We start from the raw sequence: 17,122 nt of genomic DNA, 5'->3' as shown, positions 1-17,122 counted from the left end.
GTCAGGCCGTGCTGAACGACTGCAGGATCTCCTGGCCCTCGCTGTCGGTGCCGACGACGAACCGGTAGTTCTCCCGGGTCGTCGTGCCGTCGTTGCGCATGAACACGACGGTCGCGGTGACCGTGTTCGGGCCGGCGTTGCGCAGGTTCTCGGCGTAGACGTTCCGCACGGTGCTGTAGAAGGTCCGGAAACCCTGGATGCCCTGGCTCTGGGCCTGCGCCTGCGGGCTGAGCATCGCGAACGCGCCGTCGATGTCGCCGGGCAGCATCCGGTAGTAGTTCTGCACGAACGACACCGGATCCTGGACCTCGCCGGTCGCGGTGGTCGGTGTCGGCGTCGGGGTGGTCGTCGGCGCGGCCGTCGTCGTCGGGGCCGCGCTCGGCGTCGGCGACCCGCTCGTCGTCGGGGCGGCGATCACCGGCGGGGCGTCCTGCTGCCGGCTGGTCGAGTAGACGCCGAACGCGACACCGCCACCGACGACGAGCAGCACGGCCACCGCGCCCAGCACGACCGGGGTCCGACGACCCCGCCCGTCCCGGGAGCGGGTGGCACCGCCCCGTCGGCCGCCACGACCGCCGGGGCCGGGGATGACCTGCGGTGCGGGTACGGCCGGCGCGTCGACCACGGTCCCGCCGCCCTGCGCCTCGAGCCCGTCGGGCGCACCCGCGCCGTCGCCGGTGTCCATCACCGCGGTCGCCGTCGACGGCGTCGCGAGACCGGCGACGGACTGGCCCGCGGCGATCCGGGCGAGCGCCTCGCGGGCCTGGGCGGAGCTGGGCCGCTCGGCGGGGTCGTTGGCGAGCAGGCGCATCAGCAGCGCGGTCAGCGGGCCCGCCTCCTGCGGCGGGGTGATCGCGCCGGTGGCGACCTTGTGCAGCAGGGCGTAGGCGTTGTCGTCGAGGCCGAACGGCGGCTCGCCCTCGACCGAGGCGTAGAGCATCGCGCCGAGCGCGAAGACGTCCGAGGCGGCCGTCGGCTCCTGGCCGCGGGCGACCTCCGGGGCCAGGAAGGCCGGGGTGCCGGCGATGACGCCGGTACGGGTGAGCTGCACGTCGTCGACGGCGCGGGACACGCCGAAGTCGGTGATCTTGGCCCGGCCGTCCTCGGCGATCAGGACGTTGCCCGGCTTGATGTCCCGGTGCACGACGCCCGCGGTGTGCGCGGCGGCCAGCCCGTCGGCGACCTGACGGCCGATCGCGGCGGCCTCCCGCGGCGGGATCGGCCCCTTCTCGGCGAGCACCGCGGCCAGCGAGCGCGACGGCAGGTACTCCATGACCAGCCACGGCCGGTCGTCGTGGACGACGACGTCGAACATGCTGATCACGTGCGCGTGCTGCAGGCGGGCGCCGATCCGGCCCTCGCGCAGGATCCGCTGGCGGGACTCCTCCAGCTGCTCGTCGGACGGCAGGGCCGCCGCGAGCAGTTCCTTGACGGCCACCGTGCGGTTCAGCAGCTCGTCCGTCCCCCGCCACACGGCACCCATCGCACCGGCACCGATCCGCTCGTCGAGCCGGTAGCGGTTCCCGATCCGGTGGGCGTCGGGGATGGGCGAACTCATGAGGTCCAAGGGTAGGGAATCGAGGCCGGGCCGCCGTCGGCAGGGCAGGTGCTGCGAACGACCGGGAGAGGGACCACGGACCCTACGCGACCACCGGTCGCGCAGCCAGCGACCGTACGCCACACCACAGGACCATCGATCACCTCGGAAGGCCCAACTTGTCGGCACACGCCGGCCACGATCCGTAACCGCCGCGGGCGTCGCGGACCTTGGTCGCGATCTCGATCTGCTGTTCCTTCGTGGCGCCGTCGGCGGTGGGGGCGTACGTCGTGCCGCCGAAGTCGCTCCAGGTGCCCTTGTCGAATTGGAGACCACCGTGGTAGCCGTTCCCGGTCGAGATGGACCAGTCGCCGGAGGACTCGCACTGCGCCAGCTCGTCCCAGGTGCCGTCGGCCGCCTTCGCCGACGACGACGGCGCCGGCTCCTTCTTCGTCTCCGGCTTCGGGGCGGGGGCCGCGGGGGCCGGGGCGTCGGCATCGCCGCTCCCGTTCCCGCGGTCGTCGTCCGGCTCGTCCCCGCGGCTCTCGTCGCTCTTGTCGCCGCGACCCTTGTCGCCGCCGCCCTCGTCGCTGCCGGACCCGCCGCTGCCGCCCTCGGCGGAGTCGTCGCCATCGGCCGGTCCACCGTTCCCGCCGGGAGGGGCTCCGTCGCCGCCGGACCCGCGGAAGTCGCGGTCCTCCGGCTCCGATCCCGAGGCCGGGCCGTCGCCTGCGCTGCCGCCGGAGGGGTGGCCGGAACCGCCGGAGCCCGACGGGGAGCCGCTGCGGGAGCCGTCGTCGCCCCCGCCGCCGGTGCCGCCGTCCCCGCCGGTCGGACCGTCGCCGTCCGAGCCGTCGTCGTCCCCGTCGTCGCCGTCCGAGCCGCTGTCCGGCCCGGCGCTGTCCGGGGCGCCGCCGGCGCCGCTGCCCGTGCCGTCCCGGCCCCCGCCGCCCGCCGCGTCATCCGCGCCCCGGCCGTCACCGGAGCCCTGGTCGTCGCCGGAGCCCTGGTCGTCGCCGGAACCGCCGGAGGGCCCCGCCGGGCCCGGTCCCCCGGCCGAGCCGTCCGAACCGGGACCGTCCGACCCGGAGCCGCGGCCGGACCCCGCCCGCGCCACCGCGGACCGCACCCGCTCCCCCACCGCCCGTGCGACGGCGTCCGCGTCGGGCGCGCCGTACCCGGCGGCGACGTCGTCGACGACCAGGACCCAGTCGCGGCCGCCGCCCGGGCCCTGCGGGGCCGGGAACCGGGCGATCCCCGAGCTCGCGAGCTGGGCCAGCTCCAGCGTCGTCCCGGTCGCGGGCTGCACCCACCACGGGCGCGCGGTGTCGCCGGAGAGCAGGTCGAGGTCGAGTACCACGTCGCTGCCCGCCGGGGTGTGGCCGAGCACGTAGGAGCCGTCCTCGGCCCCGGCGATGTCGACCCGGCTGTCCACCGCCGCGGCCCGCACGGTGAACGCGCCGTCGGAGTACGGGCTCAGCGACGTCCGGGGCACCGCGTCGGCGAGCGCGCCCCGGTCCAGCACGGCGCCGACCGCGAGCTGCCCGCCCACGAGCGTCCCGGCGACCAGCGCCACCGCTGCGAGCACCGACGTCGTCCGTCGCGAGAACCAGGTGTCCACGGCCGGGCACTGTGCGCCCCCGCGGCGCCCGCCACGGCCGAACGGGCGATCCCGTTCGCGATCGCGAGCGGCGCCGCCGGGCGACCGTCACGGGTGAGGGGGCCGGTGCCCCGTCCGGCACCGGCCCCCTCGATCGCGGCGATCACGCCGTCACCGGCTCAGTAGTCGAAGGACGGGTCCTCGGTGCGGGTGCGCTTGAGCTCGAAGAAGTGCGGGTTCTCGGCCAGCAGCCGGGCGCCGTCGAACAGGCGGCCGGCGTCCTCGCCCTTCGGGACCCGGGAGATGACCGGCCCGAAGAACGCCACGCCGTCGACGTGGATGGTCGGGGTGCCGACGTCGAGACCCACCGGGTCCATGCCCTCGTGGTGGCTGGCGCGCAGCTTCTCGTCGTACTCGGTGGAGTGTGCGGCCTCGGCCAGCGACTCCGGCAGGCCGAGCTCCTTCAGCGCGCCCGCGATGACGTCGTCGAAGTCCTTGTTGCCCTGGTTGTGGATGCGCTCGCCGAGCGCGGTGTAGAGCGGTGCCAGGATCTCCGGGCCCTTCAGCTCGGCGGCGGCGATGCACACGCGCACCGGGCCCCAGCCCTTCGACATGAGCTCGACGTACTGCTCGGGCAGCTCACGGCCCTCGTTCAGCACGGACAGGCTCATGACGTGCCAGGTGACGTCGACGTCGCGGACCTTCTCCACCTCGAGCACCCAGCGGGAGGTCAGCCACGCCCAGGGGCACAGCGGGTCGAACCAGATGTCGATGCGGGCACGGCCGTCGGCAGCAGGAGTCGTCATACCCGGCGCAACACCGGGCACCGGCCGCGGATTCCACGGGCCGCGCCCCGGGCACCGTGATTGGATGCCGACGACACCACTCCCCGAGAGGACCCCGAACGACGTGACCCCGCCCAACCTCACCCGTGCCCAGGCCGAGGAGCGCGCGGCGCTGCTCGACGTCTCCACCTACGACGTCACGATCGACCTGACCGACGGCGCCGGAGCCCCCTCCGAGCGGACGTTCGCGGTGACGACCACGGTGCGCTTCACCGCCGCCGAGCCCGGCGGGAGCACGTGGATCGAGTGGGTGGGCGACGGCATCACCTCGGCGACGCTGAACGGCACCGGGCTCGACGCCGCCGCGTGGACCGAGGAGGACGGCCTCGCGCTGCCCGGTCTCGCCGCGGAGAACGAGCTGACGATCGTCGCGACCGGGCTCTACACCAACACCGGTGAGGGCCTGCACCGCTTCGTCGACCCCGTCGACCAGGCCGTCTACCTGTACTCGCAGTTCGAGACGGCCGACTGCAAGCGGCTGTTCCCCTGCTTCGACCAGCCCGACCTCAAGGCCCGCTACACCCTCACCGTGACCGCGCCGGAGGACTGGAAGGTCATCTCCAACGCCCCGGCGACGGTCGAGGGCGGCGTGCACCGCTTCGAGCGGACCGAGATCCTCTCGACCTACCTGGTCGCGCTGATCGCCGGGCCGTACGCGAGCTGGCACGACACCTACCGCGACGAGCACGCCGAGATCCCGCTGGGAATCTTCTGCCGCGCCTCGCTGGCCCCGCACATGGACCACGAGCGGATCTTCACCGAGACCCGGCAGGGCTTCGACTTCTACCACCGCAACTTCCGCGTGACCTACCCGTTCGGCAAGTACGACCAGCTGTTCGTGCCCGAGTTCAACGCGGGTGCGATGGAGAACGCCGGCGCGATCACGTTCCTGGAGGACTACGTCTTCCGGTCGCGGGTGACCCGCACGCTCTACGAGCGGCGCGCCGAGACGATCCTGCACGAGATGGCGCACATGTGGTTCGGCGACCTCGTGACCATGCGCTGGTGGGACGACCTGTGGCTCAACGAGTCGTTCGCGACCTGGGCGTCGGTGCTGTGCCAGGCCGAGGCGACCGAGTACACGGGCGCCTGGACGACGTTCGCGAACCTCGAGAAGTCCTGGGCCTACCGGCAGGACCAGCTGCCCTCGACGCACCCGATCGCCGCGGACATCCCGGACCTGCAGGCCGTCGAGGTCAACTTCGACGGCATCACCTACGCCAAGGGCGCGTCGGTCCTCAAGCAGCTCGTCGCCTACGTCGGTCTGGAGCCGTTCCTGGCCGGGCTGCGCGACTACTTCGCCGCCCACGCCTGGGGCAACGCCACCTTCGACGACCTGCTGGGCTCGCTGGAGAAGGCGTCCGGCCGGGACCTGTCGGACTGGGGCGCGCAGTGGCTGCGCACCACCGGCCTGAACCTGCTGCGCCCGTCGTTCCAGGTCGACGAGGCCGGGACGTTCACCTCGTTCGACGTCGTGCAGGGCGGTGCCCGGCCGGGTGCCGGTGAGCTGCGCACGCACCGGATCGCCGTCGGCGTCTACGACGACGACCCGGAGACCGGCAAGCTCGTCCGCACCCACCGCGTCGAGCTCGACATCTCCGGCGAGCGCACGGCCGTCCCGGAGCTGGTCGGGCTGTCCCGCGGCAAGCTCGTCCTGGTCAACGACGACGACCTCACCTACTGCGCGCTGCGCCTGGACCCGGGCTCGCTCGCGACCCTGGTGGACCGGATCGGCGACATCGCCGAGTCGCTGCCGCGCACGCTGTGCTGGTCCTCGGCGTGGGAGATGACCCGTGAGGCCGAGCTGAAGGCCCGTGACTTCGTCACGCTGGTCGCCGGCGGGTTCGACACCGAGTCCGAGATCGGCGTCGTGCAGCGGCTGCTGCTCCAGGCCCAGACCGCGACGGCGTCGTACTGCACCCCGGAGTGGGCGCAGGGCCGCGGCTGGCCGCTGCTGACCGACGCGCTGCGGTTCCGCCTGGACACCGCCCCGCCCGGGTCGGACGTCCAGCTGGCCGTGGTCAACGCGCTGACCGCCTCGGTGCTGCCGGAGAACACCCTGGACCGGATGAAGGGCTGGCTGCTCGACGTCGACGTGCCGAAGGGACTGACCGTCGACGCCGACCTGCGCTGGCGGCTGCTGCACGCACTCGTCGCGCACGGGAAGGCCGGCGAGACCGAGATCGCCGAGGAGGCCGAGCGTGACGCCACCTCCACCGGGGCGCGGCAGGCCGAGCGGGCCCGAGCGCTGATCCCGACCGCGGAGACCAAGGAGCGGGCGTGGCAGCGCGCCGTGCACGACGACTCGCTGCCGAACGCGATCAACGAGTCGGCGATCTCCGGGTTCTCCCACCCCGCACTGTCGACGGTGAGCCCCGGGCTGCTCGACGGCTACGTCCAGCGCTACTTCGACGAGATCGACGGCGTGTGGGCGCGCCGGACCTCGGAGCTCGCGCAGAACGTCGTCGTCGGGCTGTTCCCGTCCTGGGCGGTCGCGGAGCCGACCGTCGCGGCGGCGGACGCCTGGCTCGCCGACCAGTCCAAGCCGGCGTCGCTGCGCCGGCTCGTGTCCGAGGGGCGCGCCGGGATCGTGCGCGCGCTGGCCGCCCGTGAGTTCGACGGCCAGGCCACCCCTGACCCGGAGCGGACCACCGCGGTCGAGCAGCCCTGACCCACGCACGACGGCGCCCCGGGAGTCGTGCTCCCGGGGCGCCGTTCGTGTGTCGGGATGGGGTCAGCGGCGGCGCAGCCACCGCCGCAGCGGGTTCGTCGACGCCGGTTCGTCGGCCGGGCGGTAGCCCGCGCAGACACGCGGTCCGCAACTGCCGCAGTCGGTGCCCGCGCGGTAGTGGTCGTGCAGGTCCTCCGGGTGACCGCAGGTGCACAGTCCCACCTGCGGGACGACGGGCGCGGGCGGACCGGCCGGGGTCCGCGGCTCGGACGGTGTACGCGGCCGGGGCAGCGCCGGGACGGCCTCCAGGCCCGTCGGCGGTGTCAGGACCGCGGCCGCGGGGGTGGCGGGGGTCCTGCGGTCGGTGCCGTCGTTCTCGTGCGCCATGGTGACCTCCTTCGTGCCGGCGAACGGCAGCGCGGACGACCATCGCGTCATCGCACCGTGCCGTTGCGTCACCCAGTATGAGATCGCGTGGGGCGCGTGGGAATGGCTCGCGGCGACGAAAAGACCTTCCGTGGACGGAACGGCTGGTCGTGGACACGCCGCCACCCGATCAGCGGGCCACCGGAAGTGTGAGTACGGCGAGACAGCCGCGGGGCGCATCCACCGTACGGAGCACCAGGGTGCCGCCGTGCTCCCGAGCGAGCTGGGCGCTGATGTGCAGCCCGAGCCCGGAGCCGCCGGCGGCCTCGTCGTGCCGCCCGCGGACGATCTCGAGCTGCTCCTGCCCGTCGGGCAGGCCGGGGCCGTGGTCACGGACCTCGACGGCGACCAGACCCGGTTCGTCGGCGAGGCGGGCCCGCACCACGACCGGGGTCCGGGGCGCGTGCCGGTCGCAGTTGGCCAGCAGGTTCGTCACGACCTGGCGGGTGAGCGACTCGGGCGCGGCGACCGGGGGCAGGTCGTCCTGGGTGTCCAGGGTGATGCAGCGGCCGTCGCGCAGGTCCACCAGGGTGCGCAGGGCCTCCCCGACGTCGTGCTCGGCGGTGTCCGCGCCCGGCGAGGGGACGACCGGGGCGTAGGCCGGGCCGTAGTCGAGCAGGGCGGCGTCGCGTTCGTCGACCATCGGGTCGGCCACCGTGTCCTCGACGGTGATCGGGGTCTGCAGCATCTGGCGGAGCCGGTTCAGCTCGGCCAGCACCGCCTCCCGCATCCGGGCGACCTGGGGGTCGTCGCCGGGGCGGGTCGTCAGCAGCTGCGCGGCCCCGGCCAGGCCCGCCAGGCCGTTGCGCAACTCGTGGTCGCGCTCGGCGGTCTGGCCGGTGGCCCGTTCGAGCAGCGCCGACGCCTCGCCGAGGGTGTCCTGGAGCTGGTCGTAGTCGTCCTGCATCTGGGTCACCGCCCGCAGTGCCATGGTCAGCAGCGCGGTGAGCACCACGGCCATCCCGAGCACCCGCAGCGACGGGTAGACCAGGCCGGCCGTCGGTTCCCGGCCGGGCACGATCGCCCGGTACAGCTGGGACACCGCGACGATCAGCAGGCCGAGCCCCATCCGGGCCCGGATCCGGCTCGGGCGCCGGTAGCCGTCGAGCAGGAACAGCACCGCGACCAGCGCCCAGCCGCTCTGCACCACGATCGAGTAGAGGGGCGAGGTCGCCACCATCCGGGTGAACGGGCTCTCCGCCTGCGATGCGACGACCCCGCCGATGACGAGGGCGACCGCCGCCAGCGCCCAGCCGCCCCAGGCCCCGAGGGCCGGTGGCGGCCGCAGCGCGGCGACCAGGATGCACAGGCTGATCACGAACATCGTCAGCACCGCCAGTCGCGGGGTGCCCGCCGGGTACTGCAGCAGGACCAGCGCGGACAGCGGGAGGAGCACGACGCCGTAGAGCAGGAGGGCCGCCCCGAACCACGACGGACGGGGGTCCCCGGACAGCCGCCCCGTCACCAGCGCGACGATCGCCGCAGCCGAGCCGACCGCGGCCGCCACGAGGGTGAGCACCGCCGTCGCGTCGGAGAGGTCGACCCGTCCGTCGACCACCGCGGGGCGGCTCACCGCCACCACGAGGACGGCCAGGACCGCGACGACGAGCACGTCGGTCAGGTGTCCGGCCAGGAACCGGGCCCGCCGCTGCGGGCCCAGGAGCGCGCCGAGGAAACCGGACGCCACGTCCCCTCCGCTCCGAAGATGTCGCCGGACTGATGAGAAAGCGATGATAGGACTCGTCATTCTCGGTGACGTTCGGTGGCCGTGTTGTGGGCCGAACGGGTCACATACCCGCGGCCTTGCGGTAGAGCGCGACGGCCTCCAGCTGGGAACCGACCTCCAGCTTGGTCAGCACCGCGCGGATCTGCGTCCGGACCGTGGCCAGGGAGACGACGAAGTGGTCGGCCACCGACTGTGCACGCTTGCCGCCCGCCAGCAGGGCGAGGACCTCGCGCTCGCGCTGGGTCAGCCTGCCCAGCTTCTCGTGCAGGTCGCGACGCTCGTGCTCCCGGTCGCGGTGCAGCCGGATCAACTGCTCGCGGCGGCCCGGCGGCATGATCGAGCGCCCGGCGTGGGCCTCACGGATGGCGCTGAGCAGCGCCGGGAACGGCGCGTTCTTGGGGACGAACACGAACCCGCCCGCGTCCAGGGCGGCGCCGACCCGGCCGGCGTCGGAGCTGCCGGACAGCACCACCACCCGCCAGCCCGCCTCGCAGAGGGGGCCGACGAGCCGGACGCCGTCGATGCGGTTGCCCTCCGGGTCACGCCCCAGGTCGAGATCGAGCACGATCAGCCCGGGTGTGACGCGCCGGGCGTGCTCCAGCACCGCGGCGGCGGAGCGGACCGGCTGGAAGGTGGCGTCCTCGCCCTCGGCGCGCAGGTTGAGGGCGAGGGCGGACCCGACCAGCTCGTGGTCGTCGACGATTAGGATCGGGCTGCCGGTGGGGCCGGTCACCGCTCGGTCCTCCCGCTGCGCACCATGGGGGACACCTTAGAGCCGTTGCGCCGATCGCGGTCGCCCCCGTGTGACGGACACGCGGGAGCGGCGCTGTCCACGGACGCACCCGGGTGTCCACCCGTGGTGTCCACCGGACGGGAATCCCCAGCTCAGGGACGACTGCCGGCCTGGTCCGCCAGCATCCTCAGCCCGGACAGGATTCCACCGAACAGATCGCCCTCCTTGAAGGACGCGACCATGCTCATGAGAGCGAGCTTGGCGCCGCGGTCCGGGAGCCGGACCTTCGCGTCGGCGCCGGTCACGATCTCCAGCAGCCGCTGCTCGGGGCTCACGGCGACGAGCACCGCGTCCTCGTGGTCGTCGACGCGTCCGTGCAGATCGACCGCGGTGGCCCGCGCGTCGGCACCCAGGTCGCCCAGGTACAGCGCGAACCGCAGGCCGGTCTCGCGGCTGGCCAGGTACAGGGCCTCGTCCAGACGGGTCAGCTGCACCGGGGTGAACGGGTGCGCGGCCGCGGACGGCTCGACGAAGTTCTCGGCCACCGACAGGCGACCGGAGTTCGTGACGACCGACCCCTCGGGCAGGTCCTCCTCGTTGCCGGTGAAGACGGCGAGGTCACCACTTGCCACCGGTACCTCCTCGGGTGTCGCCGCCCTCGGACGGGGCGGTGTCGCCGTGTCCGGCGTGCGCGGCGTGGTGCCCCGCGGCGGACGGCTCGGCGATCCAGAACAGCGGCTCGTACGGCCAGGGGTCACCCGCGTTGTAGCGGGGGCGGTTGCTCCGGTTCCGCACCGCGATCCAGCCCCAGATCGCGAAGTACAGGACGGCCGGCGCGACCACGAAGACCAGCAGGGTTTCGACGACGGTCACGGGGCCAGAACCTAGCCGATCGCCGTGCCCGGCACCTGCTCAGGTGTCCGATCCGACAGCCGCCCGGACCGCACTGCGCGGACCAGCGCGTCATGATCGGCTTCGGTCTGGTCGGCGTAGGCCCTGGCGAACGCCGCGAGCGCCGCGGCCACCTTCCCGCCCTTCCCCAGGTAGCCGGCGACCATCGACGCCCCCGAGGTGCGGGCGTGCCCCTTGGCGAGCAGCCTGCCGCAGACGTCGGCGTAGTCGGCCAGCGCGGGGGCGTCGAGGGTGTCGGGGACGATCGCGCCCTTCATGTCACGGAACTGGCGGACGTAGTACTGGCGGCCGTTGATCGTCGTCCAGCCCAGGAGCGGGTCGGAGACGGTCTGCAGGGCCTGCTGGTACTCCACGACCCGCTGGCCCTGGTGGGCGTGCCAGGCCTCGCCGCCGTGCACGAACGGCGCGACGACCGACCGGCGCGCCTGCTTGAGCTGCAGGAACAGCACGTCGTCGGGGCTGGAACCCTCGCAGAGCACGAGGTAGGCGCGCAGCCCGACCGAGCCGACCCCGACGACCTTGTGGGCGACGTCGACGGCGTGGTAGCCGCCGAGGATCCGGCTCCAGTGCGGCGGCAGCGTCGCGAGGTACTCGTCGAGGGCGGCCAGGATGCGCGCGGTGTGCTCGTCGTCGGGGTGGGTGATCAGCGGCGGCTCGGTGACGATCCGCCGCGCCCCGCCCTCCTCGGTCACGAACCGGGGCAGCGCGCGGTCGCTGGTGCGCCGGCGCGCCCGTTCGGCGGCCTTGTCGATGACCCGGCGCGAGGTCTTGTGGTCGGCGTCCGAGCGCAGGGTGTCGATGTCCATGATGTCGAACGAGCGGGCGAGCAGCGGTTCGTCGGCGAGATGGCGCAGGTGCTCGGCGTAGGAGGTCACGCAGCGGGTGACGGCCTCGCCGCACTGCTCCTCGGTCGCGCCGGAGTCCCGGCCGGCGACCCAGGTGGAGGACACCAGGCGTCGCAGGTCCCACTCCCAGGCGCCGGGGTGGGCCTCGTCGAAATCGTTGAGGTCGAAGACCAGGTCGCGCTCGGGCGAGGCGTAGAAGCCGAAGTTGCCCAGGTGGGCGTCGCCGCAGATGACGGGGTGCACGCCGGTCTCGGGCAGGACCGCGAAGTCCGCGGCGTGCAGGGCGGCGGCGCCGCGCAGGAACGCGTGCGGGGATGCGGTCATCCGCTGGATCCGCAGCGGGACGAGCTCGTGCACGCGCCCGGCGTTCTGTGCCTCGACGACGTCGACCGGGTCGGCCCGGCGCAGCTGCGCGGACCACTCGGCGAGCCCGGACCGGGGCGCGACCTTCCGCAGCCCCTTGCCGATGCGGTAGCGCTCGGCGCGGGGCGTGGAGGCTCGCTGCAGCGAGCCGAACGCCGCGCGGTCCGAGCCGGCGAGGACGGGGTGCGAGGTCACGCCTGCGTTCTACCGCAGCCCGCTCCCCGTAGCCCGTCGACGGTCAGGCGCAGCAGTCTCCGTGCGGTGGACGGGTCCTCCCCCGCCGCCGTGGACACCACCGCGGTGAGGGCGACGACGTCCTCGGGGTGGGCGTCGGGGTGCAGCCCGCCGGCGTCGGCCGCGGCGGCCACCAGCGGGCGGACGGCGGCCCGGACCCGGTCGGTGTGGCAGACCGGGGCGTCCTCGGCGGGCTCGGCGAGCAGGACCTCGACCACGCCGCGGGTGGTCGCGACGTAGTGGACGAACTCGTCGAGCCAGGTCCACAGCGCGGTGGCGGGCTCGGCGCGGCAGAGCGCCTCGGCGCGGGCGCAGAGGGTGTCGACGCCGTCGGCGAACACCGCCTCGAGCAGCGCCCGGCGGGAGGCGAAGTGCCGGTGCAGGGTCGCCGACCCGACCCCCGCCCGGCGGGCGATCTCCTCCATCGACGCCTGCGCCCCGTCCCGTGCGACGACCTCCATCGCGGCGCCGAGCAGGCGTTCCCGGTTGCGGAGGCGGTCGGCCCGCGGGGCGGCCGTGGCGTCGCGCGGCATGGGTCCTCCCGGACGGCTCGACAAAACGGGGTGGTCCTCCATATCGTAGTCCACGGAAAACGGGGGGCCACCCCGTTTCATCGGGAGGAGCGCGACATGGACGATCCGGTACTGGTCACGGGCGCGACCGGCAGGCAGGGCGGGGCGGCGGCACGGGCGCTGGTCGCCGCGGGGACCCCGGTCCGGGCGCTGGTCCGCGACCCCGGCACCGCCGCGGCACGGGCGCTCGCCGACGCCGGCGCCACCCTGGTCACCGGCGACCTCGACGACCCGGCGTCGGTGACGGCGGCCGCCCGCGGCGCCCGCGGGGTGTTCTCGGTGCAGATGCCCGACCTCGACGACCTGCTCGGCGACCGGGAGCTGCGGCACGCCGACGCGATCGCGGCGGCGGTCCGGGAGGCGGGCGTCGCGCAGGTGGTGCACACCTCGGTGTCGGGGGTCGGCGAGCTGGGGCACCCCGGTGCCGTCGACGCCGCGGTCTGGGGCGAGCACATGGCCCACTACTGGCGGTCCAAGGCCGTCGCGGAGGAGGCGCTCGCCGGGGCCGGGGCCCGGTGGGTCACCCGGTTGCGGCCCAGCGGCTTCATGGAGAACTTCGTGCCGTGGTCGATGTACCTGGCCGGGGGCGACGCGCCGCGGCTGCTGCTGGCGCTGGACCCGGACCTGGTGCACCCGTTCGTCGCGGTCGCCGACATCGGGGCCGCCGCGGCCGCCGCGTTCGCCGACCCGGACCGGTTCGACGGCGTCGCGCTCGACCTGGTCGGCGAGCGCCTGAGCTACCGGCAGGCGGCCGCGGCGCTCACCGAGGTCTGGGACGTGCCGTTCACCCTGACCGAGGGTCCGGAACAGGCCCGCGCGGAGGGGCTGGCCGAGGCGTTCGTGCAGTCCCACGCCTTCCTCGACGCCCACCCCCGCGCCGCCGGTCCGGAGCGGGCGCGGGAGTTCGGGCTCGCCCCCGTCGGGTTCGCGGCGTGGGCGCGGGCCGTGGGCCGGCCTCAGACGTTGCGCCTGCCCAGCGCGCGGTAGGTCCAGCCCGCGGACTCCCACGCCTCGCGGTCCAGGGCGTTGCGGCCGTCGAGCACGCGGCGGGTCCGCACGACCTTCCCGAACGAACCCGGGTCGAGCTCGCGGTACTGCTTCCACTCGGTCAGCAGCAGGACGGCGTCGGCGCCCTCGGCGGCCTCCTCCGGGGTGTCGACGCAGTCCAGCTGCGACCAGTGCCGCCGCACGTTGGGCAGCGCCTGCGGGTCGGTCACCCGGACGTTCGCGCCCTGCAGCTGCAGCTGCGCGGCCACGTTCAGCGCCGGAGAGTCGCGGATGTCGTCGGAGTCGGGCTTGAACGCCGCGCCCAGCACGGCGATCCGCTTGCCGAGCAGGGAGTCGTCGCACACCTGGCGGGCGAGCTCCACCATCCGGATCCGGCGCCGCATGTTGATGTTGTCGACCTCGCGCAGGAAGGTCAGCGCCTGGTCGGCGCCCAGCTCGCCGGCGCGGGCCATGAACGCCCGGATGTCCTTGGGCAGGCAGCCCCCGCCGAAGCCGAGCCCGGCGTTGAGGAACTTGCGGCCGATCCGGTCGTCGTGGCCGATCGCGTCGGCGAGCTGCTTCACGTCGGCGCCGGTGGCCTCGCACAGCTCGGCCATCGCGTTGATGAAGGAGATCTTGGTGGCGAGGAAGGAGTTCGCGGCGGTCTTGACCATCTCCGCGGTGGCGTAGTCGGTGACGACCTTCGGCGTGCCGTCGGCGACGATCCGCGCGTAGACGGTGTCCAGGACCTTCTCCGCGTCCACCGCGGTGTCCGCGCCGGACAGCGACGGGACGCCGTAGACGAGCCGGTCCGGGTGCAGGGTGTCGGCCACCGCGAAGCCCTCGCGCAGGAACTCCGGGTTCCACGCCAGCGCGGCGTCCGGCACCCGGGCCGCGACCTGCTCGGCCAGCCGGGCGGCCGTGCCCACCGGCACCGTGGACTTGCCGACGACCAGCTCGCCGGGCCCCAGCACCTCGATCAGCGACGCCGTCGCCGCCTCGACGTAGGTCAGGTCCGCGGCGTACTCGCCGCGCCGCTGCGGGGTGCCGACGCACACGAAGTGCACCGCGGCGCCCCGGGCGTCGGCCATGTCCGAGGAGAACGACAGCCGCCCCGAGTCCAGCGACCGACGCAGCAGCTCCTCGAAGCCCGGCTCGAAGAACGGGACCCGGCCCGCGGCCAGCGACTCCGCCTTCGCGACGTCGACCTCGATACCGACGACCTCGTGGCCCAGCTCCGCCATCGAGGCCGCGTGCACGGCTCCGAGGTAGCCGCACCCGATGACCGACAGCTTCAGCGGGGTGGTGTTCTCCGACATGGCCGGAGGTTAGCTGCCGCCCCGGACGGGCTGTCGCAGACGTCGGGCAGTGTGCGTCCCGGTGACGCCGAGGTGTCGCGCCGGCACTAACGTCCTCGGCCGTGCGGACCCTGCTGCTGGCCGAGGAACTGCTGTTGCTGGGGCTCGACCGCTCGACCGGCCGGATCGGTGACCGGTTCGACGGGCGGGTCCTGCCCGTCGCGCTGGTGCGCGACCTGGTCGACGCCGGCGCACTGCACCTCGACGGCGGGGACGGTCCCGACGGCGGCGACACCGTGACGCCGTCGGGCGGGGAGCCCGACCACCCCGCGCTGGCCGCGGCGCTGGCCGCGGTGACCCGGGACGGCACCGACACCGGCTCGCACGCCGTCGCCGCCACCGCGGCGCACCTCGCACGGACCCCCGCGGGCTCGGCGGGCGGGGCCGTGGGGCAGCTGGTCGCCGACGGGATCCTCGCGGCGCAGGAGTACCGCCGGTTCGGGCTGTTCCGCCGGGTGCTGCTCACCGAGCAGGACCCGGAGCCGGCCCGGGCGCTGCGCACCCGGCTGGCGTCGCTGCTGGTCACCGAGACGGCGCCGGGCGGGCACGACGGCCTGCTGCTCGCGCTGCTGGGGCTCACCGACCTCGCCGGTGACGTCCTGCCGCCGGAGATCGACGCCCAGACGCGCGGGGTCGCGCAGCACCGCGCGGCGCTCGTCGCCCAGGGGGCGGCGCGGGACCCGTTCGTCCGGGCCTACTTCGCGGTGCGGTCCGGGTGGGCCGGGAACTGAGCCGCTACCCGCGCAGCTCCGCCAGGCGGGCGCGGCAGCTCTCCCAGGTCGGCAGGGCGCCCGCGGCGAGGGCCTCGTCCAGGGTCGGCGCGCCGCGGTCCTTGTCGGACAGCACCGGCTCGACCCCCTCGGCCCAGGGCAGCGCGAGCGCCGGGTCCAGCGGGCTGATCCCGTGCTCGGCCGCCGGGGTGTACGACGTCGAGCACAGGTACCCGACGACGGTGGTGCCGGCGAGCGCCTGGAAGGCGTGCCCGAGCCCCTCGGACAGGTAGACCGCCCGCATCGAGGCGGCGTCGAGGTCGACGGCCTCGACCCGCCCGAACGTCGGCGACCCGACCCGCAGGTCCACCACGACGTCGCGGACGGCGCCGGCGGCCACGTAGAGGTACTTGGCCTGGCCGGGCGGCACGTCGGCGTAGTGCACGCCGCGCACGACCCCGCGCGCCGACACCGACTGGTTGGTCTGGGCGACGGTCAGGTCGAACCCGAGCGCGTCGCGGAACGCCGGCCCCTGGAAGGGCGCGGTGAACGAGCCGCGGTGGTCGGCGAAGGTGGTCGGCTCGAACAGCCAGGCGCCCTCGATCGACAGCGGGGTCGCCTTCACGCCCACCAGCTCCGGTGGTCGCGGTACCAGGCCACGGTGGCGGCCAGGCCCTCGTCGAAGGGCACCCGGGGGGCGTAGCCGAGCTCGTCGCGGATCTTCGACCAGTCCACGGAGTAGCGGCGGTCGTGCCCCTTGCGGTCGGCGACCCGCTCGATGCGGTCCTCCCCCACGCCGACGGCGGCGAGCAGCGCGCGGGTCAGGTCCAGGTTGGTCAGCTCGGTGCCGCCGCCGATGTTGTAGACCTCCCCGGCGCGGCCCGCCGCGGCGACCAGGGCGATCCCGCGGCAGTGGTCGGAGACGTGCAGCCAGTCACGGACGTTGAGACCGTCGCCGTAGAGCGGGACGGTGCCGCCGTCGAGCAGCCGGGTGGTGAACAGCGGGACCAGCTTCTCCGGGAACTGGTACGGCCCGTAGTTGTTCGAGCAGCGGGTGACCACCACGTCGAGGTCGTGGGTGCGGTGGTAGCTGCGCGCCAGCAGGTCGCTGCCCGCCTTCGCCGCGCTGTAGGGCGAGTTCGGCTCCAGCGGGTGGGTCTCGGGCCACGAGCCCGACACGATCGAGCCGTACACCTCGTCGGTGGAGACGTGCACGAACCGGCCGACGCCCGCGTCCAGCGCGGCCTGCAGCAGGACCTGGGTGCCGACGACGTTGGTCGTCACGAAGTCCGCGGCGCCGGCGATGGAGCGGTCCACGTGGGTCTCGGCGGCGAAGTGCACGAGCAGGTCGGCACCGCCGTCGAGCACCTCGGCGACGCGCCGGGGGTCACGGATGTCGCCGCGCTCGACCGTCAGTCGCGGGTCGTCGGCGACGGCCGCGAGGTTCTCGGTCCGGCCGGCGTAGGTGAACGCGTCGAGCACGGTCACCCCGGCCCCGGCCAGCTCGGGGTGCTCCCCGCCCAGCACCTCCCGGACGAAACAGGACCCGATGAACCCGGCCCCGCCGGTCACCACGATGCGCACGTGCCCCTCCCCGCTCACT

General features: G+C 74.3%; 16 protein-coding genes. 3 read left to right on the top strand and 13 right to left on the bottom strand.

What is annotated here, in order from left to right; all coding sequences use genetic code 11:
- Window position 1: 1 nt before the first annotated feature.
- From KPF22_RS08540 to KPF22_RS08530, 3 genes are all read right to left on the bottom strand, one after another.
- Entirely contained in the window at window positions 2-1,558 is a 1,557-nt protein-coding gene (locus tag KPF22_RS08540; RefSeq protein ID WP_208826731.1) for a serine/threonine-protein kinase, read from the bottom strand.
- A gap of 139 nt (window positions 1,559-1,697) precedes the next feature.
- Window positions 1,698-3,158, bottom strand: a complete 1,461-nt coding sequence (locus tag KPF22_RS08535; RefSeq protein ID WP_224401659.1) for a transglycosylase family protein — start codon at window positions 3,156-3,158, stop codon at window positions 1,698-1,700.
- Between the two features lie 158 nt (window positions 3,159-3,316).
- The gene (locus KPF22_RS08530) at window positions 3,317-3,943 is read right to left on the bottom strand and encodes a DsbA family protein (protein WP_073575559.1); all 627 of its coding nucleotides are present in this window, start codon (window positions 3,941-3,943) and stop codon (window positions 3,317-3,319) included.
- A 103-nt stretch (window positions 3,944-4,046) separates the two neighbouring features.
- Between KPF22_RS08530 and pepN the strand changes: the two genes are divergently transcribed.
- Window positions 4,047-6,653, top strand: a complete 2,607-nt coding sequence (gene pepN / locus KPF22_RS08525) for an aminopeptidase N (protein WP_208819810.1) — start codon at window positions 4,047-4,049, stop codon at window positions 6,651-6,653.
- Between the two features lie 63 nt (window positions 6,654-6,716).
- Here the strand turns inward: pepN and KPF22_RS08520 are convergent, their stop codons facing one another.
- The 7 genes from KPF22_RS08520 to KPF22_RS08490 form a co-directional block, all read right to left on the bottom strand.
- The gene (locus KPF22_RS08520; protein ID WP_208819796.1) at window positions 6,717-7,091 is read right to left on the bottom strand and encodes a hypothetical protein; all 375 of its coding nucleotides are present in this window, start codon (window positions 7,089-7,091) and stop codon (window positions 6,717-6,719) included.
- Window positions 7,092-7,209: 118 nt separating this feature from the next.
- Window positions 7,210-8,766: a sensor histidine kinase KdpD gene (locus KPF22_RS33025; protein WP_224401658.1), complete on the bottom strand. Its 1,557-nt coding sequence runs from the start codon at window positions 8,764-8,766 to the stop codon at window positions 7,210-7,212.
- Between the two features lie 100 nt (window positions 8,767-8,866).
- Window positions 8,867-9,538 (bottom strand): response regulator transcription factor, encoded by a 672-nt coding sequence (locus KPF22_RS33020; protein ID WP_208819792.1) that lies wholly within the window; start codon window positions 9,536-9,538, stop codon window positions 8,867-8,869.
- 152 nt (window positions 9,539-9,690) lie between these two features.
- Window positions 9,691-10,170: a DUF5130 family protein gene (locus tag KPF22_RS08505; RefSeq protein WP_208819790.1), complete on the bottom strand. Its 480-nt coding sequence runs from the start codon at window positions 10,168-10,170 to the stop codon at window positions 9,691-9,693.
- Window positions 10,157-10,411, bottom strand: coding sequence for a hypothetical protein (locus KPF22_RS08500; protein ID WP_062397046.1), 255 nt, complete (start codon window positions 10,409-10,411; stop codon window positions 10,157-10,159). The genes KPF22_RS08505 and KPF22_RS08500 overlap by 14 nt, the downstream gene beginning before the upstream one ends.
- Before the next feature lie 11 nt (window positions 10,412-10,422).
- Window positions 10,423-11,853 (bottom strand): DUF2252 domain-containing protein, encoded by a 1,431-nt coding sequence (locus tag KPF22_RS08495; protein WP_208819788.1) that lies wholly within the window; start codon window positions 11,851-11,853, stop codon window positions 10,423-10,425.
- On the bottom strand, window positions 11,850-12,425 hold the full coding sequence (locus tag KPF22_RS08490; protein WP_208819786.1) for a TetR/AcrR family transcriptional regulator: 576 nt from the start codon (window positions 12,423-12,425) through the stop codon (window positions 11,850-11,852). Before KPF22_RS08490 ends, KPF22_RS08495 begins: the two co-directional genes overlap by 4 nt.
- Before the next feature lie 96 nt (window positions 12,426-12,521).
- Between KPF22_RS08490 and KPF22_RS08485 the strand changes: the two genes are divergently transcribed.
- On the top strand, window positions 12,522-13,451 hold the full coding sequence (locus KPF22_RS08485; protein ID WP_208819784.1) for an NmrA family NAD(P)-binding protein: 930 nt from the start codon (window positions 12,522-12,524) through the stop codon (window positions 13,449-13,451).
- On the opposite strand, the gene KPF22_RS08480 is transcribed toward KPF22_RS08485, so the two are convergent.
- Window positions 13,421-14,770 carry a UDP-glucose/GDP-mannose dehydrogenase family protein gene (locus KPF22_RS08480; RefSeq protein ID WP_208819782.1) on the bottom strand — a complete coding sequence of 450 codons (1,350 nt, stop codon included), beginning with the start codon at window positions 14,768-14,770 and terminating at the stop codon, window positions 13,421-13,423. The two genes, KPF22_RS08485 and KPF22_RS08480, sit on opposite strands and share 31 nt — an antisense overlap.
- 101 nt (window positions 14,771-14,871) lie before the next feature.
- Between KPF22_RS08480 and KPF22_RS08475 the strand changes: the two genes are divergently transcribed.
- Entirely contained in the window at window positions 14,872-15,540 is a 669-nt protein-coding gene (locus KPF22_RS08475; RefSeq protein ID WP_208819780.1) for a GPP34 family phosphoprotein, read from the top strand.
- Between the two features lie 4 nt (window positions 15,541-15,544).
- Here KPF22_RS08475 and KPF22_RS08470 read toward each other — a convergent pair whose 3' ends face one another.
- Together KPF22_RS08470 and rfbB are read right to left on the bottom strand one after the other, a co-directional pair.
- Window positions 15,545-16,144 carry a dTDP-4-dehydrorhamnose 3,5-epimerase family protein gene (locus KPF22_RS08470; RefSeq protein WP_208819778.1) on the bottom strand — a complete coding sequence of 200 codons (600 nt, stop codon included), beginning with the start codon at window positions 16,142-16,144 and terminating at the stop codon, window positions 15,545-15,547.
- Complete coding sequence (rfbB, locus tag KPF22_RS08465) at window positions 16,141-17,103, bottom strand: dTDP-glucose 4,6-dehydratase (RefSeq protein ID WP_208819776.1); 963 nt, start codon at window positions 17,101-17,103, stop codon at window positions 16,141-16,143. The genes KPF22_RS08470 and rfbB overlap by 4 nt, the downstream gene beginning before the upstream one ends.
- Window positions 17,104-17,122 lie beyond the last annotated feature (19 nt).

Source organism: Pseudonocardia sp. ICBG1034, assembly GCF_020131375.1.
Classification (GTDB): domain Bacteria; phylum Actinomycetota; class Actinomycetes; order Mycobacteriales; family Pseudonocardiaceae; genus Pseudonocardia; species Pseudonocardia alni.
Note: the sequence above shows the minus strand (reverse complement) of the source record. Positions and strands in the feature narration are given on the sequence as shown.